Annotated in this window: 21 protein-coding genes; 4 read left to right on the top strand and 17 right to left on the bottom strand. The window is 68.9% G+C overall.

Features of this window, described 5'->3' with window-relative positions; all coding sequences use genetic code 11:
• The first annotated feature begins 13 nt into the window (after positions 1 to 13).
• From WDLP6_RS01835 to WDLP6_RS01825, 4 genes are all read left to right on the top strand, one after another.
• The gene (locus tag WDLP6_RS01835) at positions 14 to 1060 is read left to right on the top strand and encodes a threonine ammonia-lyase (protein ID WP_162590967.1); all 1047 of its coding nucleotides are present in this window, start codon (positions 14 to 16) and stop codon (positions 1058 to 1060) included.
• Positions 1061 to 1130: 70 nt separating this feature from the next.
• Positions 1131 to 2675, top strand: a complete 1545-nt coding sequence (locus WDLP6_RS34965) for a class I adenylate-forming enzyme family protein (RefSeq protein WP_162590966.1) — start codon at positions 1131 to 1133, stop codon at positions 2673 to 2675.
• The gene (locus tag WDLP6_RS01830; protein ID WP_232076936.1) at positions 2656 to 3783 is read left to right on the top strand and encodes an SLC13 family permease; all 1128 of its coding nucleotides are present in this window, start codon (positions 2656 to 2658) and stop codon (positions 3781 to 3783) included. The genes WDLP6_RS34965 and WDLP6_RS01830 overlap by 20 nt, the downstream gene beginning before the upstream one ends.
• 8 nt (positions 3784 to 3791) lie before the next feature.
• Positions 3792 to 4646, top strand: coding sequence for a DMT family transporter (locus tag WDLP6_RS01825; protein WP_162590964.1), 855 nt, complete (start codon positions 3792 to 3794; stop codon positions 4644 to 4646).
• A gap of 6 nt (positions 4647 to 4652) precedes the next feature.
• On the opposite strand, the gene WDLP6_RS01820 is transcribed toward WDLP6_RS01825, so the two are convergent.
• From WDLP6_RS01820 to lpdA, 17 genes are all read right to left on the bottom strand, one after another.
• Positions 4653 to 5684, bottom strand: coding sequence for an NADP-dependent oxidoreductase (locus tag WDLP6_RS01820; protein WP_162590963.1), 1032 nt, complete (start codon positions 5682 to 5684; stop codon positions 4653 to 4655).
• Positions 5685 to 5787: 103 nt separating this feature from the next.
• On the bottom strand, positions 5788 to 7092 hold the full coding sequence (locus WDLP6_RS01815; RefSeq protein ID WP_162590962.1) for a HAMP domain-containing sensor histidine kinase: 1305 nt from the start codon (positions 7090 to 7092) through the stop codon (positions 5788 to 5790).
• Between the two features lie 6 nt (positions 7093 to 7098).
• Entirely contained in the window at positions 7099 to 7782 is a 684-nt protein-coding gene (locus tag WDLP6_RS01810) for a response regulator transcription factor (RefSeq protein ID WP_162590961.1), read from the bottom strand.
• A 163-nt stretch (positions 7783 to 7945) separates the two neighbouring features.
• Positions 7946 to 8392 carry a Spy/CpxP family protein refolding chaperone gene (locus WDLP6_RS01805; protein WP_162590960.1) on the bottom strand — a complete coding sequence of 149 codons (447 nt, stop codon included), beginning with the start codon at positions 8390 to 8392 and terminating at the stop codon, positions 7946 to 7948.
• 133 nt (positions 8393 to 8525) lie between these two features.
• Positions 8526 to 9887, bottom strand: a complete 1362-nt coding sequence (locus WDLP6_RS01800) for a sigma-54-dependent transcriptional regulator (protein ID WP_162565468.1) — start codon at positions 9885 to 9887, stop codon at positions 8526 to 8528.
• A gap of 7 nt (positions 9888 to 9894) precedes the next feature.
• A complete protein-coding gene (locus WDLP6_RS01795) occupies positions 9895 to 11694 on the bottom strand; it encodes a sensor histidine kinase (protein WP_162590959.1) in 1800 nt (599 codons plus the stop codon).
• Between the two features lie 52 nt (positions 11695 to 11746).
• Positions 11747 to 12742, bottom strand: coding sequence for a cytochrome d ubiquinol oxidase subunit II (locus tag WDLP6_RS01790; RefSeq protein ID WP_197910205.1), 996 nt, complete (start codon positions 12740 to 12742; stop codon positions 11747 to 11749).
• Between the two features lie 5 nt (positions 12743 to 12747).
• On the bottom strand, positions 12748 to 14157 hold the full coding sequence (locus WDLP6_RS01785) for a cytochrome ubiquinol oxidase subunit I (RefSeq protein WP_174259838.1): 1410 nt from the start codon (positions 14155 to 14157) through the stop codon (positions 12748 to 12750).
• A 36-nt stretch (positions 14158 to 14193) separates the two neighbouring features.
• Positions 14194 to 14940: an acetoacetyl-CoA reductase gene (gene phbB / locus WDLP6_RS01780; protein ID WP_162565465.1), complete on the bottom strand. Its 747-nt coding sequence runs from the start codon at positions 14938 to 14940 to the stop codon at positions 14194 to 14196.
• 34 nt (positions 14941 to 14974) lie between these two features.
• Positions 14975 to 16159, bottom strand: coding sequence for an acetyl-CoA C-acetyltransferase (locus WDLP6_RS01775; RefSeq protein ID WP_162590957.1), 1185 nt, complete (start codon positions 16157 to 16159; stop codon positions 14975 to 14977).
• 58 nt (positions 16160 to 16217) lie between these two features.
• The gene (gene phaC / locus WDLP6_RS01770; protein WP_162590956.1) at positions 16218 to 17708 is read right to left on the bottom strand and encodes a class I poly(R)-hydroxyalkanoic acid synthase; all 1491 of its coding nucleotides are present in this window, start codon (positions 17706 to 17708) and stop codon (positions 16218 to 16220) included.
• A 34-nt stretch (positions 17709 to 17742) separates the two neighbouring features.
• Entirely contained in the window at positions 17743 to 19077 is a 1335-nt protein-coding gene (locus WDLP6_RS01765; RefSeq protein ID WP_162590955.1) for an NAD(P)/FAD-dependent oxidoreductase, read from the bottom strand.
• A gap of 25 nt (positions 19078 to 19102) precedes the next feature.
• The gene (locus WDLP6_RS01760; RefSeq protein ID WP_162590954.1) at positions 19103 to 20500 is read right to left on the bottom strand and encodes a dicarboxylate/amino acid:cation symporter; all 1398 of its coding nucleotides are present in this window, start codon (positions 20498 to 20500) and stop codon (positions 19103 to 19105) included.
• Positions 20484 to 21056 carry a hypothetical protein gene (locus WDLP6_RS01755; RefSeq protein ID WP_162590953.1) on the bottom strand — a complete coding sequence of 191 codons (573 nt, stop codon included), beginning with the start codon at positions 21054 to 21056 and terminating at the stop codon, positions 20484 to 20486. Before WDLP6_RS01755 ends, WDLP6_RS01760 begins: the two co-directional genes overlap by 17 nt.
• 7 nt (positions 21057 to 21063) lie before the next feature.
• Complete coding sequence (locus WDLP6_RS01750) at positions 21064 to 23361, bottom strand: NADP-dependent malic enzyme (RefSeq protein WP_162590952.1); 2298 nt, start codon at positions 23359 to 23361, stop codon at positions 21064 to 21066.
• Between the two features lie 42 nt (positions 23362 to 23403).
• A complete protein-coding gene (locus WDLP6_RS01745; protein WP_162590951.1) occupies positions 23404 to 24204 on the bottom strand; it encodes an alpha/beta fold hydrolase in 801 nt (266 codons plus the stop codon).
• A 9-nt stretch (positions 24205 to 24213) separates the two neighbouring features.
• Complete coding sequence (lpdA, locus tag WDLP6_RS01740) at positions 24214 to 25974, bottom strand: dihydrolipoyl dehydrogenase (RefSeq protein ID WP_162590950.1); 1761 nt, start codon at positions 25972 to 25974, stop codon at positions 24214 to 24216.
• Positions 25975 to 25986 lie beyond the last annotated feature (12 nt).

Raw genomic sequence — 25986 nt, 5'->3', positions numbered from 1 at the left:
TGGAGATTTTTGGATGAATTCATTGTTCAAGGACGCGTGCACGTCCAGCGTCGCTGACGGGCCCTCGCTGCACGAGATCCAGCAAACCGCCAAGCGCCTCGACGGCCTGATCGTCGAAACACCCGTGTGGCGCTGGCAGTCCGGCATCGTCGAGCAGGTGCTCAAGCCCTCGACCCGGGTCTGGCTCAAGCTGGAGCTTTTTCAGCACACCGGCAGCTTCAAGCTGCGCGGCGCCATGAACTGCGTGGCCTCGCTCGATGCGCCTGCGCTTCGCCAGGGTGTGGCGGCCGCGAGCGCAGGCAACCATGCGATAGCGGTGGCATATGCCGCCCATTCCGTCGGCACCCACGCCAGACTGGCGATGCCGCGCCATGCCAGCCCGGTGCGCATTGCCGCCTGCAAAGCCCATGCCGCAGAAGTCCACCTGACTGACACGGTGCACGAGGCATTTGCGCTCGCGAGGCGCTGGGTCGACGAGGAAGGCCGCACCATGGTCCATCCTTTCGACGGGCCGCAGATCGCGCAGGGAACCGCCACTGTCGGCCTTGAGCTGATGCGCCAGGTGCCGCAGCTGGATGCGGTCGTGGTGCCCGTCGGCGGCGGTGGCCTGATCGGCGGGATCGCCGCAGCGGTGAAGCAGATCAATCCGGATTGCATCGTGCTGGGCGTCGAGCCTTTCGGAGCGGACGCGATGTACCGCAGCTTCCATGCTGGCCACACGCAGACACTGGAGCGCGTCGCCACCATCGCCGACAGCCTGGGTGCGCCGTACACGCTGCCTTACAGCTTCAGCCTATGTCAGCGGTATGTCGACGCGATCGTGCGTGTGTCGGACGACGAACTCGCGCGCGCAATGCATTGGCTGTTCCGCGACATGAAGCTCGTGGCCGAGCCGGCCGCCGCCGCGGCCACGGCGGCGTTGTTCGGGCCGCTGAAGGCGCAACTCGACGGCATGCGGGTCGGGCTGCTCGTTTGCGGCACGAACATCGATGCACCTCGCTTCGCCGAGCATGTAGAACGTGGCGCGGCTCTGAATTCGGAGCCGCAGATGGCTGAGTAAGCCTTCGAGATACCCGTTCTTGTCATGCGAGAGATATCCTGCGGACCATGCATATTTTCTTGGAAGCGGCATGAGCCCGATCCTGGCGGCGATGGACCGCGACTTCAATCTGATCGCCGACCTGGTCCGGCTCCAGGCGCAGCATCGGCCCGAGCGGCCTGCGCTGGTCGATGCGACACGCGAACTGAGTTGGGGCGCGCTCGACGCGCTGATGGACCGGATCGCCACCAGCCTGCAGCGCGACGGCCTGCAGGCCGGTGATGCGATCGCGATCTGCGCCGCCTCGAGCGTGACCTATGCAGCGTTGTTCCTCGGCGCGCTGCGGGCCGGCGTGGCGGTCGCGCCGCTGGCGCCCGGCTCGACCGCGGCCAGCCTGGCGCGCATGATCGACGACGCCGAGGCGCGCATCCTGTTCGTCGATGCGGCCGCGGCCGAACTCATCGCAGCGGCCGGCGACGGCGCCATCCCCCGCATCGCGCTCGACGGATCAGCAGCCGGCGCCGACTTCGACGCCTGGCTGGCACCCGCCGAAGCGCGGCCCGCAGCGGTCGCACTGCAGTCCACCTCGCCCTTCAACATCATCTATTCCTCCGGCACCACCGGCGAGCCCAAGGGCATCGTGCAGGGCCACGGCATGCGCTGGGCGCACGTGCGGCGCGGCGCAAAGTACGGCTATGGACCGGACACGGTCACGCTGCTGTCCACGCCGCTCTACGCCAACACCACGCTGGTCGTTTTCTTCCCGACGATCGCCTATGGCGGCTGCGTCGTGCTGATGCCCAAGTTCGATGCCGCCGGCTACCTGAAGCTGGCGCAGCACCATCGCGTGACCCACACGATGCTGGTGCCCGTGCAGTACCAGCGGCTGATGGCGCATCCCGATTTCGACACCTTCGACCTGTCGAGCTTCCACGCCAAGTTCAGCACCAGCGCGCCTTTCAACGCCGCGCTCAAGGCCGACGTGCTGAAGCGCTGGCCCGGCGGCCTGATCGAGTTCTACGGCATGACCGAAGGCGGCGGCACCTGCATCCTCGAGGCGCACCTGCACCCGACCAAGCTGCACACCGTGGGCCGGCCGGCCGAGGGCAGCGACATCCGGCTGATCGACGATGCAGGCCGCGAGGTCGCACGCGGCGAAGCAGGCGAGGTGGTGGGCCATTCAGCCGGCATGATGGTGGGCTACCACCGCCAGCCGGAGCGCACGCGCGAGGCCGAGTGGTTCGACCCCGACGGCAAACGCTTCATTCGCACCGGCGACGTCGGCCGCTTCGACGAGGACGGCTTCCTCGTGCTCTTCGATCGCAAGAAGGACATGATCATCAGCGGCGGCTTCAACATCTATCCGAGCGATCTCGAAGCCGTGCTGCGCGGGCACGCGGCGGTGGCCGACGTCGCCGTCGTCGGCGTGCCTTCCGTGCAATGGGGCGAGACGCCGGTGGCCTTCGTCGTGCGGCATGCCGGCGACGACACCAGCGCCGAGGCGCTGCTGCAATGGACCCACGCGCAAGTCGGCAAGACCCAGCGCCTCGCGCGCCTGCAGTACATCGACGAGCTTCCGCGCAGTGCCATCGGCAAGGTGCTCAAGCGCGAACTGCGTGAACGTGACGCGCGCTGAGGCTGCCCCGCAGCCGTCCGAGCACGGCGGCGGCGGCAACGGGCTGCTGTGGGTTCTGGTGCTGGTCGCGATCGGCTTCGCGATCCTGCGTCCGCGTGCACTGCCCGACTATCCGAAGCTGATCGACTGGCAGACCCTCGGCGCACTGGCCGGCCTGCTGGCCATCACGCAGGGCGTCGAGCAGAGCGGCATGCTGCAGGCGGCCGCGCAGCGGCTGCTCGCGCGCGCGACCCATCTGCGCGGACTGGCGCTGATGCTCACCGCCAGCGCGGCCCTGCTGTCGGCGCTGGTCACCAACGACGTGAGCCTGTTCCTGCTGGTGCCGCTCACGCGCGTGCTGGCGGCGCAGGCCCATCTGCCGCTGGGGCGGCTGGTGGTGCTCGAAGCGCTGGCCGTCAATGCCGGCTCGGCGCTGACGCCGATCGGCAATCCGCAGAACCTCTATCTCTGGCACCGCTCCGGCGAAAGCTTCGCGGGCTTCATCACCATGATGGCGCCGACGGTCGCGGTGATGCTGTTCTGGCTCTTCGTCGCCGTCTGGCTGCTGGTGCCGCGCACGCCGATCGCGCTCAAGCCATCGGCCGATGCGACGCCGGTGCAGCCGCGGCTGCTCGCGCTGTCGGGCGCGCTCTTCATCGGCTTCGTGGTCGCGCTCGATCGGCACTGGCTGTTGGCCGGACTCGGCGTGGTGCTCGCCGCCTTCCTGCTCTTTCGGCCGCGCGTGCTGCTCGGCATCGACTGGGCGCTGCTGGCGATCATCGCGCTGATGTTCGTCGACCTGCGGCAGCTGGCGGATCTTCCCGCGGTCTCGGCGCTGCTGCAGGCATGGCCGATCGCCGAAGGCTGGCGCGCCTACCTCGCGGCGATCGTGAGCTCGCAGTTCATCAGCAACGTGCCGGCCGCGATCCTGCTCGACCGCTACGTGCACGACCTGCCGGCGCTGGCCGCCGGCGTGAGCGTGGGCGGCTTCGGCTGCGTGCTGGGCTCGCTGGCCAATCTGATCGCGCTGCGACTCGCGAAGGTGCCGCACGGGCTGCGCGAATTCCATCGCATCAGCATTCCCTTTCTTCTGGTCTGCGCCGCCTCGGCGCTGCTGCTTCGGCTTTGATTGAATTCATGTCGCCCACGCTGAACGCCCTCGTCGCCATCGCCCTCTGGGCCTCGCTCGCCTCCTTCGGCACCGCGCTCTCGCATGTGCCGCCTTTCCTGCTCACGGGGCTGGCGCTGCTGGTCGGCAGCGTGCTGAGCTGGCCATCGGTGCTGCGCGACCGCCAGGCATGGGCCATCCCGGCGCGCACGCTGGCACTCGGCGTCTATGGCCTGTTCGGATTCCACTTCCTGCTTTTCATCGCGCTGCGGCATGCGCCGCCGGTGGAGGCCAACCTCGTCAACTACCTGTGGCCGCTCTTCATGGTGGTGCTGGCGCCGCTGCTGCTGCCGGGCCTGTCGCTGCGTCCGATGCACGTGGTCGCGGCGCTGCTGGGCTTCGCGGGCGCGGCGATCGCGATCCTCGGCGCGCGCGGCGGCGATGCGTCGACAGTTGGCGCGGGCGTGAGTTACTGGGGCTTCGCGCCGGCGCTGGGCTCGGCCTTCATCTGGGCCAGCTACTCGCTGTGGACGAAACGCGTGCCGGCGTTTCCGACCACGGCGATCGGCCTGTTCGGACTGATTTCAGGCGTGCTGTCGCTGGCTTGCCATGTGCTGCTCGAACCCTCGGCCGCGCTATCGCTGCGCGACGGGCTGCTGATCGTTCTGTGCGGCCTCGGTCCGCTGGGCGCGGCCTTCTTCTTCTGGGACATGGCGCTCAAGCGCGGCGATGCGCGCCAGCTCGGCATCCTGAGCTACATCACGCCGCTGGCCTCGACCGCACTGCTGATGCTCGTGACAGGCCGGCCGTTGAGCTGGAGCATCGCGCTCGCCGCCGCGCTGATCATCGCGGCCGCGGTGATGGGCTCGCGCATCCGCGCGTGACCGCGCTCAGTCCTTCGCCACCTGCAGCACCAGCTTGCCGAAGTTCTCCCCCGTGAAGAGCCGCGTCAGCGCTTCGGGGAACGTGTCGATGCCCTCGACCACGTCCTCGCGGCTCTTCATGCGGCCGTCCTTCAGGTAGCCTGACAGTTCGGCGATGGCCACGGGATAGCGGTCGGCATAGTCGAACACCACCATGCCCTGCATGCGCGCGCGGTGGACCAGCAGGCTCAGGTAGTTCTTCGGACCCTGCACCGGCGTCGTGTTGTTGTACTGGCTGATCGCGCCGCAGATCACGATGCGCGCGCCGCGCGCGAGCCGCGCCAGTGCCGCGTCGAGGATCTCGCCGCCGACGTTGTCGAAGTAGATGTCGATGCCCTTGGGACAATGCGTCTTCAGTCCGTCGCGCACGGCCGAGGGGCCGGCCTTGTAGTCGATGCACGCATCGAAGCCGAGCTCCTTCACCACCCAGTCGCACTTGGCCTGACCGCCGGCGATGCCGATCGCGCGGCAGCCCTTGATCTTGGCGAGCTGGCCGACAGTCTGGCCGACCGCGCCGGCCGCGCCCGAGACGACGACCGTCTCGCCGGCCTTCGGCTGGCCCACATCCATCAGGCCGAAGTAGCCGGTCATGCCGGGCATGCCGAGCACGTTGAGCCATTGCGTGATGGAGCCGGCGCGCAGGTCGATCTTCGCCAGGCCCTTGACCTGTTCCTGCGCGACGAGCAGGTATTCCTGCACGCCGAGCGTGCCGTAGACCGTGTCGCCGACCGCGAAGCCCGGGTTGCGCGAGGCCACCACGCGGCCGACGCCGCCCGCGCGCATGACGGCGCCGATCTCGACCGGCGCGATGTAGCTCTTGCCCTCGTTCATCCAGCCGCGCATCGCGGGGTCGAGCGAGAGCGACAGCGTCTTGACGAGCACGCCGCCCTCGGCCGGCTCGCCGACCGGCTCGGTGGTGAACTGCCAGTTGTCGCGCGTGGCCAGGCCTTCGGGCCGCTTGGCGAGGCGGACCTGGTGGTTGCTGAGGTTGCTGCTCATGAAGATCTCCTTGGAGGGGGCTGACGGTGGATGCGCATGCTAGCCCCGGCGCGCGACGACCACGGTAGCGGACGCGACAGGCGCGCGCTTCGGTGCCGGCGAGTCAGTGGAGCGACACGTCGATCTGCAGCCCCGGCTGCGCATTGCGCACCGCGAGCGAGCCGCCGTGCGCCTCGGCGATCAGCCGGCACAGGTACATGCCGAGCCCGACGCCGCCGGTCGCGCGCTGGCGCGCGCTGTCGGTGCGGTAGAAAGGCTCGGTCAGCCGTTCGAGCTGCGCCGCGTCGACGCCGGGGCCGAAGTCGCGCACCTCGAGCGCGATGCCGCCGCCGGCCGCACGCAGCGCGATGCGCGGCGGCCGCGCGGCGCCGCTGCTGTAGCGCAGCGCGTTGTCCAGCAGGTTGCGCACCAGGAGGCGGGTGCGCGTGCGGTCGAGCGCGAGCACGGGCAGGCCAGGCGCGAGCTCGCGTGTCACGTCCGCGCCGCCGGGCAGATCGCCAAGCACCTCCTCCACCAGCGCGGCCAGATCGACCGGCTCGCGATGCAGCGCCGCATGCGGGCTGGCGAGGCGCTCGCTTTCGAGCAGGTCGCTGATCAGGTCGCGCATCTCGCCCAGGTCGCGCAGCAAGGCTTCGCGCTCGGTGCGGCCCTCCGGCGTGGTGGGCAGCAGCTCGGCATTGAGCCGCGCGCGGGTCAGCGGCGAACGCAGTTCGTGGCTCAATGCCAGCAGCAGCGCGCGCTTGGCATCGAGCATGCCCTGAAGGTCGTGCGCCATCGTGTTGATGCGCTGCGCGAGATCGCCCAGTTCGTCGCGCCGGCGCAGCGGAATCGGCGCGTCGAAGGCGCCGCGGCCGAAGCGCTCGGCGCCTTCGCGGATGTCGTCGAGCGGGCGCAGCAGCCGTCGCACATAGGCGAACGCGCAGGCGATCAGCAGCAGCAGCAGCGCCAGCGTGGTCCAGCCGATGCCGCTCGCGCCTTCGTGCCACGGCAGCGTGCCGATGCCGAAGCTGATGCGATGGCCGTCGGCCGTGGTGCGGCTGAGCAGCTCGTTGCCGCGCGGTCCGAAGCCGCGCCGGTCCATGCGCCCGGGATGCGATGCCCAGTTCACCACCGGCCCCTGGATGCGGATCGAGATCGGCAGGCGCGTGGTCAGCGCCTCGGCCCGCGCGACATCGGGCGGCGTGCCGATCTCGGCGACCAGGCGATCGACGTAGTCCTTGATCAGCGGCCGGCCGGCCTCGCGCCATCCGCCCGCCAACGTGCCCTGCATGCCGGCGATGAACACCGCTGTCATTGCCAGCGCCAGCAGCACGAACACGGTGACGAGCCGCAGGCGCAACGAATGGCGCCAGCGATGGCGCCAGCGGCGGCGGCCGCTGCCGGCGCTTGCGTCGAGCCCGCGCCGCATCACGCGCTAGCCCTTTCCGACCGCGAGCGCATAGCCCGCGTTGCGCAGCGTCTTGATGCAGTCGAGCGGCTCCAGCTTCTTGCGCAGCCGGCTCACCACGATGTCGACCGCGCGCGTGTAGAGATCGGCTTCGTGGCCGCGCAGCCGGTTGAGGATGTCGTCGCGGCTGAAGACCTTGCCCGGCTCGCCGGCCAGCAGCGCGAGCAGCTCGAACTCGGTGCCCGTGAGCTCCACGCGCTCGCCCAGGCGCAGCACTTCGCGCTTGTCGAGGTCGATGGCGAGGCCTTCGAACACGCGGCGCTGCGCGGATGCGGGCTGCGCCGGCGCCGTGCGCTGACGCCGCAGGATGGTCTGCACCCGCGCCACCAGCTCGCGCGGCTCGAAGGGCTTGGGCAGGTAGTCGTCGGCGCCCAGCTCGAGGCCCACCACGCGGTCCATCACGTCGCCGCGCGCGGTCAGCATCACGATCGGGATGTCGCTCTCCTTTCGGATCTCGCGGCACAGCGCGAAGCCGTCCATCTCGGGCAGCATGACGTCGAGGATGGCTGCGTCGTAGCTTTCGGCGCGCAGCTTGGCCAGCCCTTCGCTCGGCCGCGATGCGCTGTCGAGCACGCAGTCGAAGCGCGCGAAGTAGCTTGCCAGCGGCGCGGCCAGGTGTGCGTCGTCGTCGATCAGCAGGATGCGAGCCATGAGGCGATTGTGCCCACGAGCAAGGAGGTGGCTAACGATGAGGCCGGCCGGCAAGGCCGGGCCCGTTCGGGGAACACCGTGGAACCGGCTTCGCCGGGCCGCTGGTGTTGCCCCCGGCAGGGGGTGGGCGGCCACACGAAGTGGGCAAGCCTGGGGGCGAGCTTTATCCTCTCCAACGGCGACCACGCTCCATGAATTCCCGCACCTTCTGCTGCTGCGCCGGATTCAGGTTGTCGAAAAAGTCGGCCGCCGCCGCGATCACTTCAGGACTGCCCGCCTGCAGCGCCGCCATCTTGTCGTCGGCCAGCTTCTTCGCGCGCTCCTGGTCGAGCTTGGCGCCGGCGAACAGCGCGCGGAACTCGGCGCGCGGATCGCCGCCGCCGCGCAGTGCCGCGCGTTGCGCCTGGATCTTCTCGGTCAGCACGGCGAGCTTCTGCTTCTGTACCGCGTCGAGGTCGAGCCGGCTGCCGACGCGCTCGACGATGCGGGCGCGGAATTCGGCGGAGTCGCCGCTCCAGCCGTGGCGGGAACCGGCACAGCCGGCCAGGCTGCCGGCGAGCAGGGCCGCGCCGGCGATACCGAAGAGGGAACGCTTGAACCAGTGTTTCATGAGGGTCTTCCTTCAACAACAACGATCGGAATCGATCAGGGAGACCCGATGGTGCGGCGCGCGCGCCGCGAAGTCCTTTCGCGGCGGTTTCGGCGTGTTTCGTTTTATTGCGGCGCAGCGCCGCGGCGTGTTGTCACTTGAAGTCCTCGGCCGACACGCCGAGCTTTCGCAGCTTGTCGTACAGCGTCTGCCGCGCGATGCCGAGTGCGCCTGCGGTGGCGGGCTGGTCGCCGCGATGGCGGCGCAACTCCTCGACGATCACGGTGCGCTCGAAATGCTCGACCTGCTGCGGCAGCCCGTGCGGCAGCGCGGATGGCCCCTGGCCCATGCTGCGCGCCTGCGTCAGGCGTTCGCCGAGGAGGCCGAGCACGAAGCGGTCGGCCACGTTGCGCAGCTCGCGCACGTTGCCGGGCCATGCATAGGCCATCAGATCGGCGAGCTGCGCGTGGGTGAGCATCGGCGCGGCGCGCTCGTAGCGGCTGGCCGCCAGCAGCGTGAAGTGCTCGAACAGCAGCGGAATGTCCTCACGCCGTTCGCGCAGCGGCGGCAGTTCGATGAAGGCGACGCCGATGCGGTAGTACAGGTCGGCCCTGAACTTCTGCTGGTCGCTCAGCGACTTGAGGTCGTCCTTGCTGGCCGCGACGACGCGGCAATCGAAGGGGATGGGCTTGTTCGAGCCGATGCGTTCGATGCAGCGCTCCTGCAGCGCGCGCAGCAGCTTGATCTGCACGGCCATCGGCATGCTCTCGATCTCGTCGAGGAACAGCGTGCCGCCGTGCGCGTATTCGAACTTGCCGATGCGCACGCGGTTGGCGCTCGTGAAGGCGCCCGCTTCGTGGCCGAAGAGTTCGCTCTCGGCGAGCGATTCGGGCAGACCGCCGCAGTTGAGCGGAACGAAGTGCTGCCGGCGCCGCTCGCCATGGTCGTGCAGGCAGCGCGCGACCAGTTCCTTGCCGGTGCCGGTCTCGCCGTAGATCAGCACGTCCGCCGAGGTGCCGGCCAGCGTCATGACGGTGGCGCGCACCTGCTGCATCTGCGCAGAGCGGCCGATCAGCACGCCCTGGATGCCGCTCCAGTTCTCCAGCGCATCGCGCAGCGCGCGCACCTGCAGCGTGAGCTGCCGCCGTTCCACCGCATGGCGCACGATGGCGTTCATGCGCTCGGAGGTGAAGGGCTTCTCGATGAAATCGTAGGCGCCGTCGCGCATCGCATGCACCGCCATCGCGATGTGGCCGTGGCCGGTGATCAGGATCACCGGGATCTCGGCGTCGATGGTGCGGATCTCGGGCAGCCAGTCGGTGCCGCTCGAGCCGGGCAGACGCACGTCGCAGACCACCACGACGGGCGCGCCCAGCACGATCTGCGCGCGTGCGCGCTCGACGCTCGCGAACGATTCGACCGCGAAGCCCGCCAGGGTGAGCGCCTGCGCGGTGCTCTGGCGCACGTCGTCGTCGTCCTCGATCAGCAGCACACGGATGGAAATGGCTTCACTCACTGTCGGGTCACTCCTGTTCTGCGGCGATCGGCAGATCGACGGTGAAGCAGGCGCCGCCGCCTTCGCGGTTGGCCGCCTGCAGCGTGCCGCCGACGCCGCGCACCGATTGTGCCGAGATGACCAGGCCCAGCCCGAGACCGGCGCCAGCCGACTTGCTGGTGACGAAGGGTTCGAACAGGCGCGGCAGGATGTCGGCGCGGATGCCCGGGCCGGTGTCGCTGACCGTCAGGATCGCGCGTGCGCCCTGCGGCCGGGCCTCGATGCGCAGCACGCGCCGCGGTGCGTCCTGCATCGCATCGATCGCGTTGCGCATCAGGTTGACCAGCAGGCTTTCGATGCCCGCGGCGTCGGCCATGACGCTGAGTCCGGCGGGCTGCACGTCGACCTCGACGGCGATCGCATGGGCCTTCGATTCGGCACCGACGAGGGCCTGCGCATCGGCGATGCTGCGCGCCAGCGGCACCGGCGCGAGCGGCGCGTCGCTCCTGTGGGCAAAGGTCTTCAGCTGCGAGGTCAGGCGTGCCAGGCGGTCCACCATGCCGGTGATGCGCTGCAGGTTGCCGCGCACTTCGTCGGGGCGGTCGTGGTCGAGCAGGATGCCGGCGCTGTCCGACAGCGTGCGCAGCGCGGTGAGGGGCTGGTTCAGCTCGTGCACCATGCTCGCCGACATCTGGCCGAGCGCGGACATCTTGCCGGCATGCACCAGCTCGCTCTGGGCCGCGCGCAGTTGCGCGGTGCGCGCGACGACGGTCGATTCGAGGTTGTCGTGCGCCGCCTGCAGCGCGGCCTGGTTCGCCAGCTTCTGGCGCACCGCGCGCCGGCGCTGGCGCAGGGTCACGGCCAGCAGCAGCAGCACCGCCATTGCGAGGCTTGCGGTGATCGCGCCATAGCGCGCCGCCGCGCGCGCGGGCGCGAGGTCGTCCAGCACCACCAGCCGCCAGGGCGCCTGCGGGAGCATGCGCGCCGATGCGAGCGCGGGCTGGCCGTCGAGCAGGGCCACGCTCGCATCGGCGGCCAGGGTCTGCACGGGCGTCCAGCGCAGCGGCATCAGATCCGCTGCACCGTAAGGACGCGACCGCAACACCTCGTCGAGCTGGCCGGCGCCCAGCGGCGCCAACGGCCTGAACTTCAGATCGTCACGCGTGGACAGGATGACGACGCCACGCTCATCGACCAGCAGCACGTCGCCGGGCAGCTTGCGCCAGGCGCGTTCGTCCTCCTCGAGATTGACCTTGACCGTGACCACGCCACCCGTGCCCTCGCGACGCCGCAACGCATACGAGAGGTAGTAGCCCGGCTTGCGGCTGGTGATGCCGACGCCGTAGAAGCGGCCCCGCCCGAGCCTCAGCGCATCGATCACATAGGGTCGAAAGGAAAAATTCTGTCCGACCGTGGTGCCGGGCCGGTCCCAGTCGGACGCTGCCAGCGAAGTGCCGCCGGCATCGAGCAGGTAGAGCATCTCCGCGCCCGCCGTGGCATTGACGCCGCCGAGGTAGCGGTTGACGGCATCGCGCAGCTGCGCGTCGGACGGCGCATCGAGCAGCGCGGGAACGACCGGCGTCATCTGCAGCAAGGCCGGCAGGTAGTCGAAGCGGGCCAGGTCGGCGCCGAGCGCGGTGGCCAACATGTCGAGACGATGCTCCTGCGCCTCGCGCAGGTTCTTCAGGCTCGCCTGCATCGTGAGCCGGTGACCCGCGTAGGCCGCGGCCGCGACGAGTGCCAGTGCGCCGCACCAGCGCAGCAGGCCACGCCAGCGGCGCGAAGCTTCCGTGCGGGATGCGGGGCGGAGATCGGGCGCGAACGGCATGGGACCGTGTATCGCACAAGGCACCGCCGCACGCATCAGTGTCAATCCCCGCTCATGCGTATTTGAGTTCGCCGATCTTGCCCCGGAAGACCCGATAGGAGAACACCGTGTAGCCCGCGATGGCCGGCACCGAAATGCATGCGCCGACACCGATGACCTTGAGCGCCTCCGGGCTGCTGGCGGCCTGCCAGAGGGTCAGTTTGTCGATGACGACGTAGGGATAGATGCTGTACGCGAGGCCGAGGAAGCCGAGCACGAAGACCACGATCATCAGCGCGAAGGGCAGCCAGCACAGCGGGCCGCGCACGGCACGCACGTTGAGCACGCCGGCCACCGCGATCAAGGCCACGCCGGACATCAGCGGGATCGCCATCAGCGCGATGATCTCGGGCAGCGCGAACCAGCGCTCGCGCACCGTCGCGCTGATCCACGGCGTCGCCATCGAGATCAGCAGCAGGCCGCCGATCATCGGTGCCCATGCGATGCGCGCCCATTGCACGGCGCGCGCCTGCAGCTCGCCGTCGGTCTTCATGATCAGCCAGGCCGCGCCCATCAGCACGTAGGCCATCGGCAGCGCCGCGGCGATGGCGGCCGCGAACAGCGTGAAGTTCCAGCCGGTGCCGAAGCCGCTCACATAGCGCCCGAGCATCCAGCCCTGCGCCACCGAGGCCAGCGTCGAGCCGGCGAAGAAGAGGCGGTCCCAGGTCCGCTTGTGCGCGTCGCGCGCCTTGACGCGGAAGTCGAAGGCAACGCCGCGCAAGGTGAGCCCGACCAGCATCAGCGCGACCGGCAGGTAGAGCTCGCCCAGCACCAGCCCATGCGCCTTCGGGAACGCGACCAGCAGGATGCCGACGCCCAGCACCAGCCAGGTCTCGTTGGCATCCCAGAAGGGACCGATGGAGGCGACCATCACGTCCTTCTCGGCATCGGTGGCGCGGTGCATCAGCATGCCGACGCCGAGATCGTAGCCGTCGCTGACCACATAGACCAGCATCGAGACGCCCATCAGCGCCATGAAGATCACCGGCAGCGCGGCATCGAAGCCCATCCAGGTCATGACGAGGCTCCTGCCGGCAGCTGTCCGGTGATGGCGCCGGCCGGCGTCGCGATCTCTTCGGCGGCCTCGATCTCGAGCACCGCATCGGGCTTCTCGGCCATGTACTTCAGCACCGAGACATAGGCGACGATCAGGGACAGGTAAAGCGTCACGTACAGCGCCAGCGTGAGGCCGATCATCGAGGGTGCCACCGCCGAGGCCACGTCGGCGGTGCGCACCAGGCCATAGACGATGAAGGGCTGGCGCCCGATCTCGGTGACGTACCAGCCGGCCACGGTCGCGACCCAGCCCGAGAAGGTCATGCATGCGAAGCCCCAGAGCAGCGCGCGCGGCAAGCGTGCCGGTTGCCACTTCGCGCGCCGGTACAGCCACCAGCCGACCCAGCTGGTCGCCAGCATCAGCAGGCCCATGCCGACCATGATGCGAAAGGCGAAGAACAGCGGCAACGGCGGCGGATGCGCGTCGGGGAACTCGTTCAGGCCCTTGATCTCGCCATCGGCCTGGTGCGTGAGGATCAGGCTCGCGACGCCCGGCACCGCGAGCTCGAAATGGTTGCTGCGCGTCGCCGCATCGGGGATCGCGAACAGCAAGAGCGGCACGCGGCGCTCGGTCTGCCACACGCCTTCCATGGCGGCGATCTTGGCCGGCTGGTGTTCGAGCGTGTTGAGGCCGTGCGCATCGCCGACCACGATCTGCAGCGGCACCAGCATCGCTGCGAGCGTGAGGCCGACGCGCATCACCGGCGCCGCCGACCGCCGGCCCACGCCGCGCAGCAGCTGCCAGGCCGAGAGGCCGGTCAGCAGGAAGGCGCAGGTCAATGCCGAGGCCAGCAGCATGTGCGTGAAGCGGTAGGGAAATGACGGGTTGAAGATCACGTCGACCCAGCTCTTCACGTGATAAATGCCATCGACGATCTCGTAGCCGGCCGGCGTCTGCATCCACGAATTCAGCGCCAGGATCCAGAACGCCGACAGCGTGGTGCCGAAGGCGACGAAGAAGCTCGACATCAGGTGCACGCCTTCGCTCACCTTGCCATGGCCGAACAGCATCACGCCGAGGAAGCCGGCTTCGAGGAAGAAGGCCGTGAGCACTTCGTAGCCGAGCAGCGGGCCGGCGATGTTGCCGACCTTCTCCATGAAGCCCGGCCAGTTGGTGCCGAACTGGAAGCTCATGGTGATGCCGCTGACGACGCCGAGCGCGAAGCTGAGCGCGAACACCTTGGTCCAGAAGCGGTAGGCATCCAGCCAGGCCTGCGCCAGCGCAGGCTCGCCGCGCCGCGTCGCGCGGCGCCAGCGCAGCCGGAAGAACAGCAGCACCCAGCCCAGCGCGATGCTGATGGTCGGGAACAGGATGTGGAAGGTGATGTTGGCCGCGAACTGCATGCGGGCCAGGATCAGGGCGTCCATGGCTATTCTTTCGGCATCGCTGTCAGGGTGCTGCGCTCACTGCATGTGCTGGCCGCCGTTGATCGCGATGTTGGCGCCGGTCACGAAGGCCGCCTCCTCGGAGGCCAGGTAGATGATCAGGCCCGCCACTTCCTCCGGCTTGCCCAGGCGCCCCACCGGAATGTGCGGCAGGATCTTGCTGTCGAGCACTTCCTTCGGAATCGCCGTGACCATCTTGGTGCCGATGTAGCCGGGCGAGATGGTGTTGACGGTCACGTTCTTCTTCGCCACCTCGAGCGCGAGCGCCTTGGTGAAGCCGTGCACGCCGGCCTTGGCGGCCGAGTAGTTGGTCTGGCCGAACGCGCCCTTCGAACCGTTCACCGACGAGACGTTGATCACGCGTCCCCAGCCGCGCTCGACCATGCCGTCGGCGACCTGCTTGGTCATGTTGAACAGGCTGTCGAGGTTGGTGCGCATGACCGCGTCCCAGTTGACCTTGTCCATCTTCTTGAAGGTGGTGTCGCGCGTGATGCCGGCGTTGTTGACCAGCACGTCGACCGGGCCGAGCTGGCGCTCCACGTCGGCCACCGCTGCCGTGCAGGACGGGAAGTCCGCCACGTCGCAGGGCACGGCGAGGATGTCATAGCCACGCTCCTTCATCTGCGCCACCCACTCGGCATGCGTCTTGTTGCCCGGCGAATAAGTCACCGCGAGCCGGTAGCCCGCATCCACCATCTTGGTCGAGATGGTCTCGCCCAGGCCGCCCATGCCGCCCGTCACCAGCACCACGCGTTGCTTGCTCATGTTCTTGCTCCTGTTGTCGTTGAAGAATGGGTTCTCAGGCTCGCTCGACAGCAAGGGCCACGCCCATGCCGCCGCCGATGCACAGCGAGGCCAGGCCCTTGTTCGCGCCGCGGCGGCGCATCTCGTGCAGCAGCGTCACCAGCACGCGGCAGCCGGACGCGCCGATCGGGTGGCCGATGGCGATGGCGCCGCCGTTGACGTTGATGCGGCGGGTGTCCCAGCCCATCTCCTGGTTGACGGCGCAGGCCTGCGCGGCGAAGGCCTCGTTGATCTCCATCAGGTCGAGGTCCTGCGCCTTCCAGCCGGCCTTCTTCAGGCACAGCTGCGATGCGGGCACGGGGCCCATGCCCATCAGCGAGGGATCGAGCCCGGCGCTCGCACAGGCGCGGATCACGGCCAGCGGCTGCAGGCCCAGCGACGCGGCGCGCGCGGCCGACATCACCAGCACCGCGGCCGCGCCGTCGTTCAGGCCCGAGGCATTGCCGGCGGTCACCGAGCCGGTCTTGTCGAAGGCGGGGCGCAGGCCGGCCAGCGCATCGGCGTTCGTCTTGCGGTTTACGAACTCGTCGGCCTTGAAGACGATCGGGTCGCCCTTCTTCTGCGCGATGCTGAAGGGCAGGATCTCGTCGTCGAAGCGGCCCGCGTCCTGCGCGGCCGCGGCCTTCTGCTGCGAGGCCAATGCGAGCGCGTCCTGCATCTCGCGCGTGATGCCGAATTTCTTCGCCACGTTCTCGGCCGTGGTGCCCATGTGGTACTGGTTGTAGACGTCCCACAGGCCGTCGACGATCATGGTGTCGACCAGCTTCCAGTCGCCCATGCGCTGGCCGTTGCGCGAGTTGGGCAGCGCATGCGGCGCGGCGCTCATGTTCTCCTGGCCGCCGGCCACCACGATCTCGGCATCGCCGCACTTCACGGCCTGCGCCGCCAGCATCACGGCCTTGAGGCCCGAGCCGCAGACCTTGTTGATGGTCAGGCCCGGCACGCAGATCGGCAGCCCGGCCTTGATGACCGTCTGCCGCGCCGGGTTCTGGCCCGAGGCCGCCGTGAGCACCTGGCCCATGATCACTTCGGAGACCGCATCGCCGGGCACGCCGGCCTTGGCCAGCAGGCCCTTCACCACATGCGCGCCGAGATCGGGCGCCGCCGTGCCGGCGAGCGCGCCGCCGAATTTACCGACCGCCGTGCGTTGTGCGGCCACGATGACGATTTCATCTGTCATGAGAACTTCCTTCAGGGTTGGGATAGGGATGGAGGGATGAAATGACGACGGCTCGCGCTCAGGCCGCCTTGGTCTTCACGTAGCGCCCGGGTGCGGGCTCGATGACGGGAAACTCTGAACTGCCAGCCGCCGCCGGTGCTGCGATGCGCGTGCCGGCGTGCGTGCCCAGCCACTCGCTCCATGCGGGCCACCAGCTGCCGTCGATGCCCTGTGCGGCTTCGAGCCACGCGCCGGCATCGGCCGCGAGATCGCCGACCCAGTGGTTGCGCTTCTTCTTCGCGGGCGGGTTGATGACGCCCGCGATGTGGCCGCTGGCGCCGAGCACGAAGCGCGTCTGGCCGCCCAGCAGCGCCACGCTCGCGTAGGCGGTCTGCCAGGGCACGATGTGGTCCTCGCGCGACGCATAGACGAAGGCCGGCGCCTCGATGCGCGACAGGTCCACCGGCACGCCGCACTGCACCGTCCCGCCGGGCTCGCGCAGGCGGTTCTCGAGGTAGGTGTTGCGCAGGTACCAGCAGTACATCGGGCCCGGCAGGTTGGTGTCGTCGCCGTTCCAGAACAAAAGGTCGAAGGCGCGCGGCGCCTGGCCCTTGAGGTAGCCGTTGACGACATAGGGCCAGATCAGATCGTTGGCACGCAGCGCCGCGAACACCTGCGCCAGCTCGCGCCCGCGCAGCAGGCCCTCCTTGCCGATGGCCGCTTCGCGCGCGGCCACCAGCGCCTTGTCCACCATCAAGCCGAGCTCGCCCGTGTCGGTGAAGTCGAGCAAAGTCGTGAGCAGCGTCAGGCTGGCCGCCGGCTGCGTGCCGCGCGCAGCCGCGACCGCCAGTGCACTGGCGAGCAGAGTGCCGCCGATGCAAAAGCCCAGCGTGTTGACCTGCTCGCTGCGGCCGACGCCGCGCGCCACCTCGATCGCCTGCAGCACGCCGTGCTCGACGTAGTCGTCCCAGCCGAGCCGGCCCTGTCGCGCATCGACGTTGCGCCAGGAGATCAGGAACACTGTGTGCCCCTCGGCCACCGCATAGGCGACCAGCGAACTCTCGGGCTGCAGGTCGAGGATGTAGAACTTGTTGATGCAGGGCGGCACGATCAGCAGCGGCCGGCGATGGACCTTCGCCGTGCTCGGCGCGTACTGGATGACCTGCATCAGCTCGTTCTCGAACACCACGCTGCCCGGCGTGGTGGCGACGTTGCGGCCGACCTCGAAGGCGCTCTCGTCGGACATTGACACCCGCCCCTTCGCCACGTCCTCGAGGAACAGGCGCGCGCCTTCGCGCAGGCTCTCGCCGCCGCTGTCGAGCGCGGCCTGCAGCGCTTCGGGATTGGTCGCGAGGCAGTTGGCCGGGTTCATCGCATCGATCACCTGGCGCAGTGCGAAGCCCCAGCGGCCCTTGTCGCGCTCGTCGAGCGGCGCGGCATCGAGCGCGCTGCGCATGGCGGTCGCGAACTGCAGATGGCCCTGCGTCAGGCTCTGCTGCCACGCCTGCATCAGGGCAGGCGCATCGAACCAGTTCGCGGCGTCGAATCCGGGAGCGGCAGAGGAGTTCATGGCGGGATGAGAAGAAGAAAGAGAAAGCGCCGCTTCAATGCAGCTTGACGTGCGGCTCGGTACGCCGCGTGATGAGGCGGGCCAGCGTGTCGAGCGAGACCTTGACGATGCCGTGCAGCGCCAGCTCGTGCATCTTGTAGAGCGACATGTACATCAGGCGCGCGAAGGCGCCTTCGATCATCAGGCTGCCGCCGATCAGGCCGCCCATCATGTTGCCCACGGTGCTGTATTCGCCGAGCGACACCAGCGAGCCGAAGTCGCGGTAGCGATACGCCTTGAGCGGCTTGCCCGCCAGCCGGTGCCGGATCTGCGCGGCCACGTGCGAGGCCTGCTGGTGCGCGGCCTGCGCGCGCGGCGGCACGAACCCGCCCGCGCCGCCGTTGGCCTCGGGCCAGGCGCAGGCCGAGCAATCGCCGATCGCGAAGATGTCTTCGTCGCGCGTGGTCTGCAGCGTGGGCCGGACCACCAGCTGGTTGCTGCGGTTGGTCTCGAGGCCGGCGATGTCGCGCAGCAGGTCCGGGGCCTTGACACCCGCGGCCCACACCACCAGCTCGGCGGGCAGGACGCGGCCGTCGGCCAGGCGCATGCCGGCCGGCAGCACCTCGGCTACCTTGGCCGCGGTATGGACCTCGACACCCAGCTCGCGCAGCAGGTCCTCGGTGGCCTTCGACAGGCGCGGCGGCAGCGCGGGCAGCACGCGCTCGGCGGCCTCGATGAGGCTGACCTGGATGTCCTTCTCGGCATCCACGCGGTCGAGCCCGTAGGCGACCACCTGGCGCGCCGTGCGGTGCAGCTCGGCCGCGAGTTCCACGCCGGTGGCGCCGGCGCCGATGATCGCCACATGCAGCTGCTCGGGCCTGAGCGGCGTGGTCTGCGCATGGGCGCGGATGCAGGCGTTGACCATGCGCGCATGGAAGCGCTGCGCATCGATCTTCGATTCGAGCCGCAGCGCATGCTCGCGCACGCCGGGCGTGCCGAAGTCGTTGCTGAGGCTGCCGATGGCGATGACCAGCGTGTCGTAGCCGAAGCTGCGGTCGGGCGTGACCTCGCGGCCTTCGTCGTCGAGGTAGGGTGCGACGCGGACCTCGCGCCGCGCGCGGTCGATCGCCGTCAGCTCGCCGAGCCGGAAGCGGAAACGGTGCCAGTGCGCCTGCGCCAGGTAGTCGACCTCGTGCGCGCTCATGTCCATGCTGCCGGATGCAATCTCGTGCAGCTTGGGCTTCCAGACGTGGGTGCGGTGCTTGTCGATCAGCGTGACCTCGGCGCGGCCGCGCCTGCCCAGCGTGTCGCCCAGGCGGGTGGCGAGTTCGAGCCCGCCCGCGCCGCCGCCGACGATCACGATGCGATGCGCCGATGGGGAGCTGCTCATGGTGCGGGCCTCGAAGCGATGCGCATCAGCGTGCCGGGCTGGCCGGCATGCGGGTCTCGGTCGCGTCGAGCACCAGCTCGGGCTCGTCGGCCTCGGTGCCGCTTTCCCGGTTCAGGTGGCGGTGCAGGCGCTCGATGTCGAGGTCGCCGGTCCAGCGCGCGACGACGAGCGTCGCCACGCCGTTGCCGATCAGGTTGGTCAGCGCGCGCGCTTCCGACATGAAGCGGTCGATGCCGAGAATGAGCGCGAGCCCCGCGACCGGCACATGGCCTACCGCCGACAACGTGGCCGCCAGCACGATGAAGCCGCTGCCCGTAACGCCCGCGGCGCCCTTCGAGGTGAGCAGCAGCACCAGCAGCAGCGTGATCTGCTGGCCAAGGGTCATCGGCGTGTTGGTGGCCTGGGCGATGAACACCGCCGCCATCGTGAGGTAGATCGAGGTGCCGTCGAGGTTGAACGAATAGCCCGTCGGGATCACCAGCCCGACCACCGACTTCTTGGCGCCCAGGTTCTCCATCTTGACCATCATGCGCGGCAGGGCGGCCTCGCTCGACGAGGTGCCCAGCACGATCAGCAATTCTTCCTTGATGTACTTGATGTACTTCCAGATCGAGAAGCCGTTGAAGCGCGCGATGGTGCCCAGCACGACGAAGATGAAGAACAGGCAGGTCGCGTAGAAGGTCGCCATCAGCGCGCCGAGCGAGACCAGCGAGCCGACGCCGTACTTGCCGATGGTGAAGGCCATCGCGCCGAACGCGCCGATGGGTGCGACCTTCATGATGTAGCCGACGATCGTGAACAGCACGTGCGAGCCCTTCTCGATCACGTCGAACACCAGCGTGCCGCGGCCGCCGAAGCGGTGCAGCGCGAAGCCGAACATCACGGCGATCAGCAGCACCTGCAGGATCTCGCCCTTGGCAAAGGCATCGACCACGGTGTTCGGAATGATGTTGAGCAGGAAGTCCGTCGTCGAGGTCATCTTGCCGGGCCCGGTGTAGGCGGCGATGGACTTGGTGTCGAGCGTGCTCGGGTCGATGTTCATGCCGCTGCCGGGCTGCACGAGGTTGATGATCACGAGGCCGACGATCAGCGAGACGCTGCTGACGATCTCGAAATACAGGAGCGCGAGGCCGCCCGTCTTGCCGACCTTCTTCATGTCCTCCATGCCGGCGATGCCGACGACGACGGTGCAGAAGATGATCGGCGCGATGATCATCTTGATCAGCTTGATGAAGCCGTCGCCCAGCGGCTTCATCGCCTCGCCGGTCGACGGATAGAAATGCCCGACCACGACACCGATGACGATGGCCGTGATGACCTGGAAATAGAGCGACCGGTAGAAGGGTCTGGATACGGGTTGATGGTCCACGATGTCTCCTTGGTTCCTGGGTATTCGGATGGCGGCTTCAGATACCGGCGGCATGCGCCTGGCGGTCGGCGTGGTAGCTCGATCGCACCAGCGGCCCGCAGGCCGCGTGCGAGAAGCCCAGCGCCTCGAACTGCGCGGGCGCGACATAGCGCTCGACCGCGAGGTTGCCCGGCCGCGGCTGCAGGTACTGGCCGGCGGTGAGCACGTCGACGCCGTGCGCGGCGCCGCTGGTGATGACGACGTACTTGAGGTCGAACCGCGCCACCGTGTCGGCCAGGTGCTGCGGCTCCAGCGGGTCCGGCGGCGACGGCCGGCCATGGGCCACGTCGCAGAACGGACAGCGGCGCGTGCACAGATCGCCCAGCACCATGAAGGTGGCGGTGCCCTTGCCGAAGCACTCGCCGATGTTCGGGCACGAAGCCTCTTCGCAGACGGTGTGCAGATTCGCTTCGCGCAGCGTGCGCTTGACTTCGCGGAAGCGCTCGCCCTGCGACAGGCGCACGCGGATCCAGTCGGGCTTGGTCAGCGCCGCAGCCGCGTCCACGTGGATCGGGATGCACCGGGTCTTGGCGGCGCCGCGCTGCGGCGCCTTGGCGAGGAACTCGTTCATCGCCGTGTCAGTCGATCGCCGCTGCCGCGGCGCGCTGCGAAGCCGCATCGACCACCGCGAGCGCCGTCATGTTGACGATGCGGCGCACGGTCGAGGACGGCGTGAGGATGTGCACCGGCCGTGCGGCGCCCAGCAGGATGCCGCCCACCGTGATGCCGCCGCCGGCCGCGATGCGCAGCAGGTTGTACGAGATGTTGGCCGCATCGACGTTCGGCATCACGAGCACGTTGGCTTCGGTGACGAGGCCGGAGTCGGGGAACTCGTGGTCGAGGATGGTCTTGGACAGCGCCGCGTCGCCGCGCATCTCGCCCTCGACCGCGAGCTTCGGATCGCTGGCCTTGATGAGCGCCAGCGCCTCGCGCATCTTCACGGCGGAGGCCGCATCCGAGCCGCCGAAGTTGGAGTGCGACAGCAGCGCCACGCTCGGCGTGACGCCGAAGCGGCGCACCTCCTCGGCGGCGAGCAGCGCGATCTCGGCCACCTGCGCGGCGTCCGGGTCGCGGTTGACGTGCGTGTCGCAGATGAAGAGCTGGCGGCCGGGCAGCATCAGCATCTGCATCGCGGCCAGCGTCCGCGTGCCCGGCCTGAGGCCGATCACGTCGCGCACATGGCGCAAGTGTTCGCCGTAGTTGCCGAAGGTGCCGCACAGCATCGCGTCGGCGCGGCCCTGGCGCACCAGCATCGCCGCCAGCAGGGTGCAGCGGCTGCGCATCTCGGCGCGTGCGGCGGCGCGCGAGACGCCATCGCGGCGCCGCAGCTGATGGTAGTCATCGGCCGCGTCGCCGTAGATGGCCGGGTCGAGAAGGTTGATCGCCTCGCAGTCCTTGCCGAGTTCGAGCCGCAGGCCGAACTGTTCGATGCGCTGCGCGATCACGTCGGGGCGGCCGAGCAGCAACGGCCGCGCGAGCTTTTCGTCGACCACCACCTGCGCGGCACGCAGCACGCGCTCGTCTTCGCCCTCCGCATAGACGACGCGCTTCGGCGACTGCTTCGCAGCCGCGAACAGCGGCTGCATGCTGCTGCCGGACTGGTAGACGAACTGCGTCAGGCGCTGCCGGTAGGCCGCCATGTCGGCGATCGGCCGGGTCGCGACGCCGCTGTCCACCGCGGCCTGGGCGACGGCGGGCGCGACCGCTTCGATCAGGCGCGGATCGAAGGGCTTGGGGATCAGGTAGTCGCGGCCGAAGCGCAGGCCCACCGCGCCATAGGCCTGCGCCACCACTTCGGGGATCTCGGCATGCGCGAGCTCGGCGATCGCGCGCACGGCGGCGAGCTTCATCTCCTCGTTGATGGTGGTGGCGCCGACGTCGAGCGCGCCGCGGAAGATGAAGGGAAAGCACAACACGTTGTTGACCTGGTTCGGATAGTCCGAACGGCCGGTGCCGAGGATCGCGTCGGGCCGCACCGCGAGCGCGTCCTCCGGCAGGATCTCCGGCGTCGGGTTGGCCATGGCCAGGATGATCGGATCGCGCGCCATCTCCTTCACCATCCCGGGCTTGAGCACGCCGCCGGCCGACAGGCCGAGGAAGATGTCCGCGCCGCCGATCACGTCGGCCAGCTGGCGTGCCGGGGTCTGCTGCGCATAGCGGGCCTTGTTCGGATCCATCTGCTCCTTGCGGCCCGTGTAGACCACGCCGAGGCTGTCGGAGACGAAGATGTTGCCCATCGGCAGGCCGAGGCTGACGATCAGATCCAGGCAGGCCAGCGCCGCGGCGCCGGCGCCGGAAGCGACCAGCTTGACCTCGGTGATGTCCTTGCCCACGTGCCGCAGCGCATTGAGGATGGCCGCGGCGGCGACGATCGCGGTGCCGTGCTGGTCGTCGTGGAACACCGGGATCTTCATGCGCTCGCGCAGCTTCTTCTCGATGTAGAAGCACTCGGGCGCCTTGATGTCCTCGAGGTTGATGCCGCCGAAGGTGGGTTCCATGCGCGCGATGGTGTCGATCAGCGCGTCGGGGTCGTTCTCGTCGAGTTCGATGTCGAACACGTCGATGCCGGCGAACTTCTTGAACAGGCAGCCCTTGCCTTCCATCACCGGCTTGCCGGCCAGCGGGCCGATGTTGCCCAGGCCCAGCACCGCGGTGCCGTTGGTGATGACGGCCACGAGGTTGGCGCGCGAAGTGAGGTTCATTGCCTCGGCCGGATCGCGCACGATCTCCATGCAGGCATCGGCGACGCCCGGCGAATAGGCGAGCGCGAGATCGCGCTGCGTGGCCATCGGCTTGGTCGGCGTCACCGAGATCTTGCCGGGCGTCGGATAACGGTGGTAGTCGAGCGCGGCTTCGCGGAGCTTGTCGTCGGACATGGTGTCGTCTTTCGTTCGTGGTCTGTCGAGAAGGATGCGGCGTCAGCGCGGCGCAAGCGCACGCGCTTCGGCGAGCCAGTCGTTCAAGGCGCACAGCAGCGCCTGGGGCTGGTCGGCATGCACCCAGTGGCCGGCGTCGGCAATGCGCACCAGCTCCGCACCCGGAAACAGTTCGAGGATGCGGGGCAGCGATTCGGGCCGCACGTAGTCGGACTCCGCGCCGGCCAGGAACAGCGCCGGCCCGTCGTAGCTTGCGTGCGGGAGTGCCTCCGGAAACGCACAGAGCTCGCGCATGCAGACTGCAGTCGCCATCAGGTTGAGCCGCCAGTCGAAGCGGTCCTTGTGGCGGCGCAGGTTCTGCATCAGGAAGTCGATCGGCGCATCGCCGACCAGGCTGTCGGCCAGCGCGCGGCGGATCTCGCTGCGGCTGGTCGCGGCGGCCAGGTCGAGGTGGCGCATGGCCGACACATAGGACGAGAACTGGTCGGCATAGCTCTCGGGCGCGATGTCGATCACCGCGATGCCGCCGATGGCCTCCGGATCCTCCAGGCCGAGTGCCAGCGCCATCGCGGTCTTGCCGCCCATGCTGTGGCCGACGATGAAGGGCCGCTCGAGCCCTTCGCGCGCGATCAGCGCCCGCACGTCGAGTGCCATCTCCTCGTAGGACATGGTTTCGGCCCAGGTCGATGCGCCGTGGTTGCGCGCGTCGGGGAGGTAGACGCGGTAATCGGCAGCCAGCGCATGCGCAATCTGCGCCCAGTTGCGCCCGGCGCCGAACAGGCCGTGCAGGATCACCACCGCAGGACCGTCGCCGACGGCCTCGAACGCGAGTTGGACAGGCATGGCGCAGCCCTACTTCTTCTTCACCGGCGGCAGGTCGGTGCAGTGGCCTTCGAACAGCTCCGCCGTCAGGCCGATCGATTCGCCGAGCGTCGGATGCGGATGGATGGTCTTGCCGATGTCGCCGGGCTCGCAGCCCATCTCGATGGCCAGGCACACCTCGCTGATCAGGTCACCCGCATGCGTGCCGACGATGCCGCCGCCGACGATGCGGTGCGTGGCCTCGTCGAAGATGAGCTTGGTGAAGCCCTCGTCGCGGCCGTTGGCGATGGCGCGGCCCGATGCGGCCCAGGGGAACACGGCGCGGCCGACCTTGAGGCCTTCGGCCTGGCACTGCTCCTCGGTCTTGCCGGCCCAGGCCACCTCGGGGTCGGTGTAGGCGACCGAAGGGATCTGCCGCGCATCGAAGAAGGACGCTTCGCCATGCGCGGCTTCGGCCGCGACGTGCGCCTCGTGCACCGCCTTGTGCGCGAGCATGGGCTGGCCGACGAGATCGCCGATCGCGAAGATGTGCGGCACGTTGGTGCGCATCTGCTTGTCGACGTGAATGAAGCCGCGATCGGTCACGGCCACGCCGGCCTTGTCGGCGCCGATCTTGCCGCCGTTGGGGCTGCGGCCCACGGCGACCAGCACGAGGTCGTAGACCTGCGCGTCCTTGGGCGCTTTCTCGCCTTCGAAGCTGACCTCGATGCCGGCCGGCGTCGCCTTGGCACCGACGGTCTTGGTCTTGAGCATCACGTGGTCGAAGCGCGCGCCGTTGAACTTCTCCCACACCTTGACGAGGTCGCGGTCGGCGCCCTGCATCAGCCCGTCGAGCATCTCGACCACGTCGATGCGCGTGCCAAGCGTCGAGTAGACGGTGGCCATCTCCAGGCCGATGATGCCGCCGCCGATCACCAGCATGCGTTTCGGGATGCTCCTGAGCAGCAGCGCGCCGGTGGAGTCGACGACGCGCTCGTCCTCGGGCATGAAGGGCAGCTTCACGGCCTGCGAACCGGCGGCGATGATGGCCTTGGCGAACTTCACGACCTTCTTTGCGCCGCCCTCGATCGCGACTTCGAGGTGGTGCGGATCGAGGAAGCGGCCGACGCCGGTGACGACCTCGACCTTGCGTCCCTTGGCCATGCCCGCGAGACCGCCGGTGAGCTTCTTGACGACGCCGTCCTTGAAGCTGCGCAGCGCGTCGATGTCGATCTCGGGCGGGGCGTACTTGATGCCGTGGCGGCCGAGCGTCTTGACCTCGTCCATCACGCCGGCGGTGTGCAAGAGCGCCTTCGACGGGATGCACCCGACGTTGAGGCAGACGCCGCCGAGCGAGGCGTAGCGCTCGACCAGCACGGTCTTCATGCCGAGATCGGCGCTGCGGAACGCGGCCGAGTAGCCGCCGGGGCCGGCGCCGAGCACGAGCACTTCGCATTCGATGTCGGCCGACCCTGCGTGGTGCGCCGTCTGCGGCGCCGCTTCACTCCCTCTCCCGCTTGCGGGAGAGGGTTGGGGTGAGAGTGCGGCCGCAGGGAAAGGGGAGGCAGATGCGGCGGCCTCGAGCTCGAGAATCACCGACCCTTCGCTGACCTTGTCCCCGAGCGCGACCTTGAGCGCCTTCACCGTCCCGGCATGGCTGGACGGAATCTCCATCGACGCCTTGTCCGACTCGACCATGATCAGGCCGGTATCGACCGCGATCACCTCGCCGGGCTTGACCAGCAGTTCGATGATCGCGACATCCTTGAAGTCGCCGATGTCCGGGACCTTGACTTCCACCGTGTGGGCCATGGGAGCTTTCCT

The organism is Variovorax sp. PBL-E5 (genome assembly GCF_901827185.1).
Lineage (GTDB): Bacteria > Pseudomonadota > Gammaproteobacteria > Burkholderiales > Burkholderiaceae_C > Variovorax.
Note: the sequence above shows the minus strand (reverse complement) of the source record. Positions and strands in the feature narration are given on the sequence as shown.

Bases quoted from the DNA above. Each gene is read 5' to 3' on its own strand.
- WDLP6_RS01750 (WP_162590952.1), bottom strand. From the start codon at position 23,361: ATGTCCGACGACAAGCTCCGCGAAGCCGCGCTCGACTACCACCGTTAT.
- WDLP6_RS01795 (WP_162590959.1), bottom strand. From the start codon at position 11,694: ATGCCGTTCGCGCCCGATCTCCGCCCCGCATCCCGCACGGAAGCTTCG.
- WDLP6_RS01765 (WP_162590955.1), bottom strand. From the start codon at position 19,077: ATGAGCAGCTCCCCATCGGCGCATCGCATCGTGATCGTCGGCGGCGGC.
- phbB (WP_162565465.1), bottom strand. From the start codon at position 14,940: ATGAGCAAGCAACGCGTGGTGCTGGTGACGGGCGGCATGGGCGGCCTG.
- WDLP6_RS01760 (WP_162590954.1), bottom strand. From the start codon at position 20,500: ATGCCGCCGGTATCTGAAGCCGCCATCCGAATACCCAGGAACCAAGGA.
- WDLP6_RS01825 (WP_162590964.1), top strand. From the start codon at position 3,792: ATGTCGCCCACGCTGAACGCCCTCGTCGCCATCGCCCTCTGGGCCTCG.
- WDLP6_RS01805 (WP_162590960.1), bottom strand. From the start codon at position 8,392: ATGAAACACTGGTTCAAGCGTTCCCTCTTCGGTATCGCCGGCGCGGCC.
- WDLP6_RS01775 (WP_162590957.1), bottom strand. From the start codon at position 16,159: ATGACAGATGAAATCGTCATCGTGGCCGCACAACGCACGGCGGTCGGT.
- WDLP6_RS01785 (WP_174259838.1), bottom strand. From the start codon at position 14,157: ATGGACGCCCTGATCCTGGCCCGCATGCAGTTCGCGGCCAACATCACC.
- WDLP6_RS01790 (WP_197910205.1), bottom strand. From the start codon at position 12,742: ATGGGCTTCGATGCCGCGCTGCCGGTGATCTTCATGGCGCTGATGGGC.
- WDLP6_RS01810 (WP_162590961.1), bottom strand. From the start codon at position 7,782: ATGGCTCGCATCCTGCTGATCGACGACGACGCACACCTGGCCGCGCCG.
- WDLP6_RS01815 (WP_162590962.1), bottom strand. From the start codon at position 7,092: ATGCGGCGCGGGCTCGACGCAAGCGCCGGCAGCGGCCGCCGCCGCTGG.
- lpdA (WP_162590950.1), bottom strand. From the start codon at position 25,974: ATGGCCCACACGGTGGAAGTCAAGGTCCCGGACATCGGCGACTTCAAG.
- WDLP6_RS01835 (WP_162590967.1), top strand. From the start codon at position 14: ATGAATTCATTGTTCAAGGACGCGTGCACGTCCAGCGTCGCTGACGGG.
- WDLP6_RS34965 (WP_162590966.1), top strand. From the start codon at position 1,131: ATGAGCCCGATCCTGGCGGCGATGGACCGCGACTTCAATCTGATCGCC.
- WDLP6_RS01745 (WP_162590951.1), bottom strand. From the start codon at position 24,204: ATGCCTGTCCAACTCGCGTTCGAGGCCGTCGGCGACGGTCCTGCGGTG.
- phaC (WP_162590956.1), bottom strand. From the start codon at position 17,708: ATGAACTCCTCTGCCGCTCCCGGATTCGACGCCGCGAACTGGTTCGAT.
- WDLP6_RS01820 (WP_162590963.1), bottom strand. From the start codon at position 5,684: ATGAGCAGCAACCTCAGCAACCACCAGGTCCGCCTCGCCAAGCGGCCC.
- WDLP6_RS01755 (WP_162590953.1), bottom strand. From the start codon at position 21,056: ATGAACGAGTTCCTCGCCAAGGCGCCGCAGCGCGGCGCCGCCAAGACC.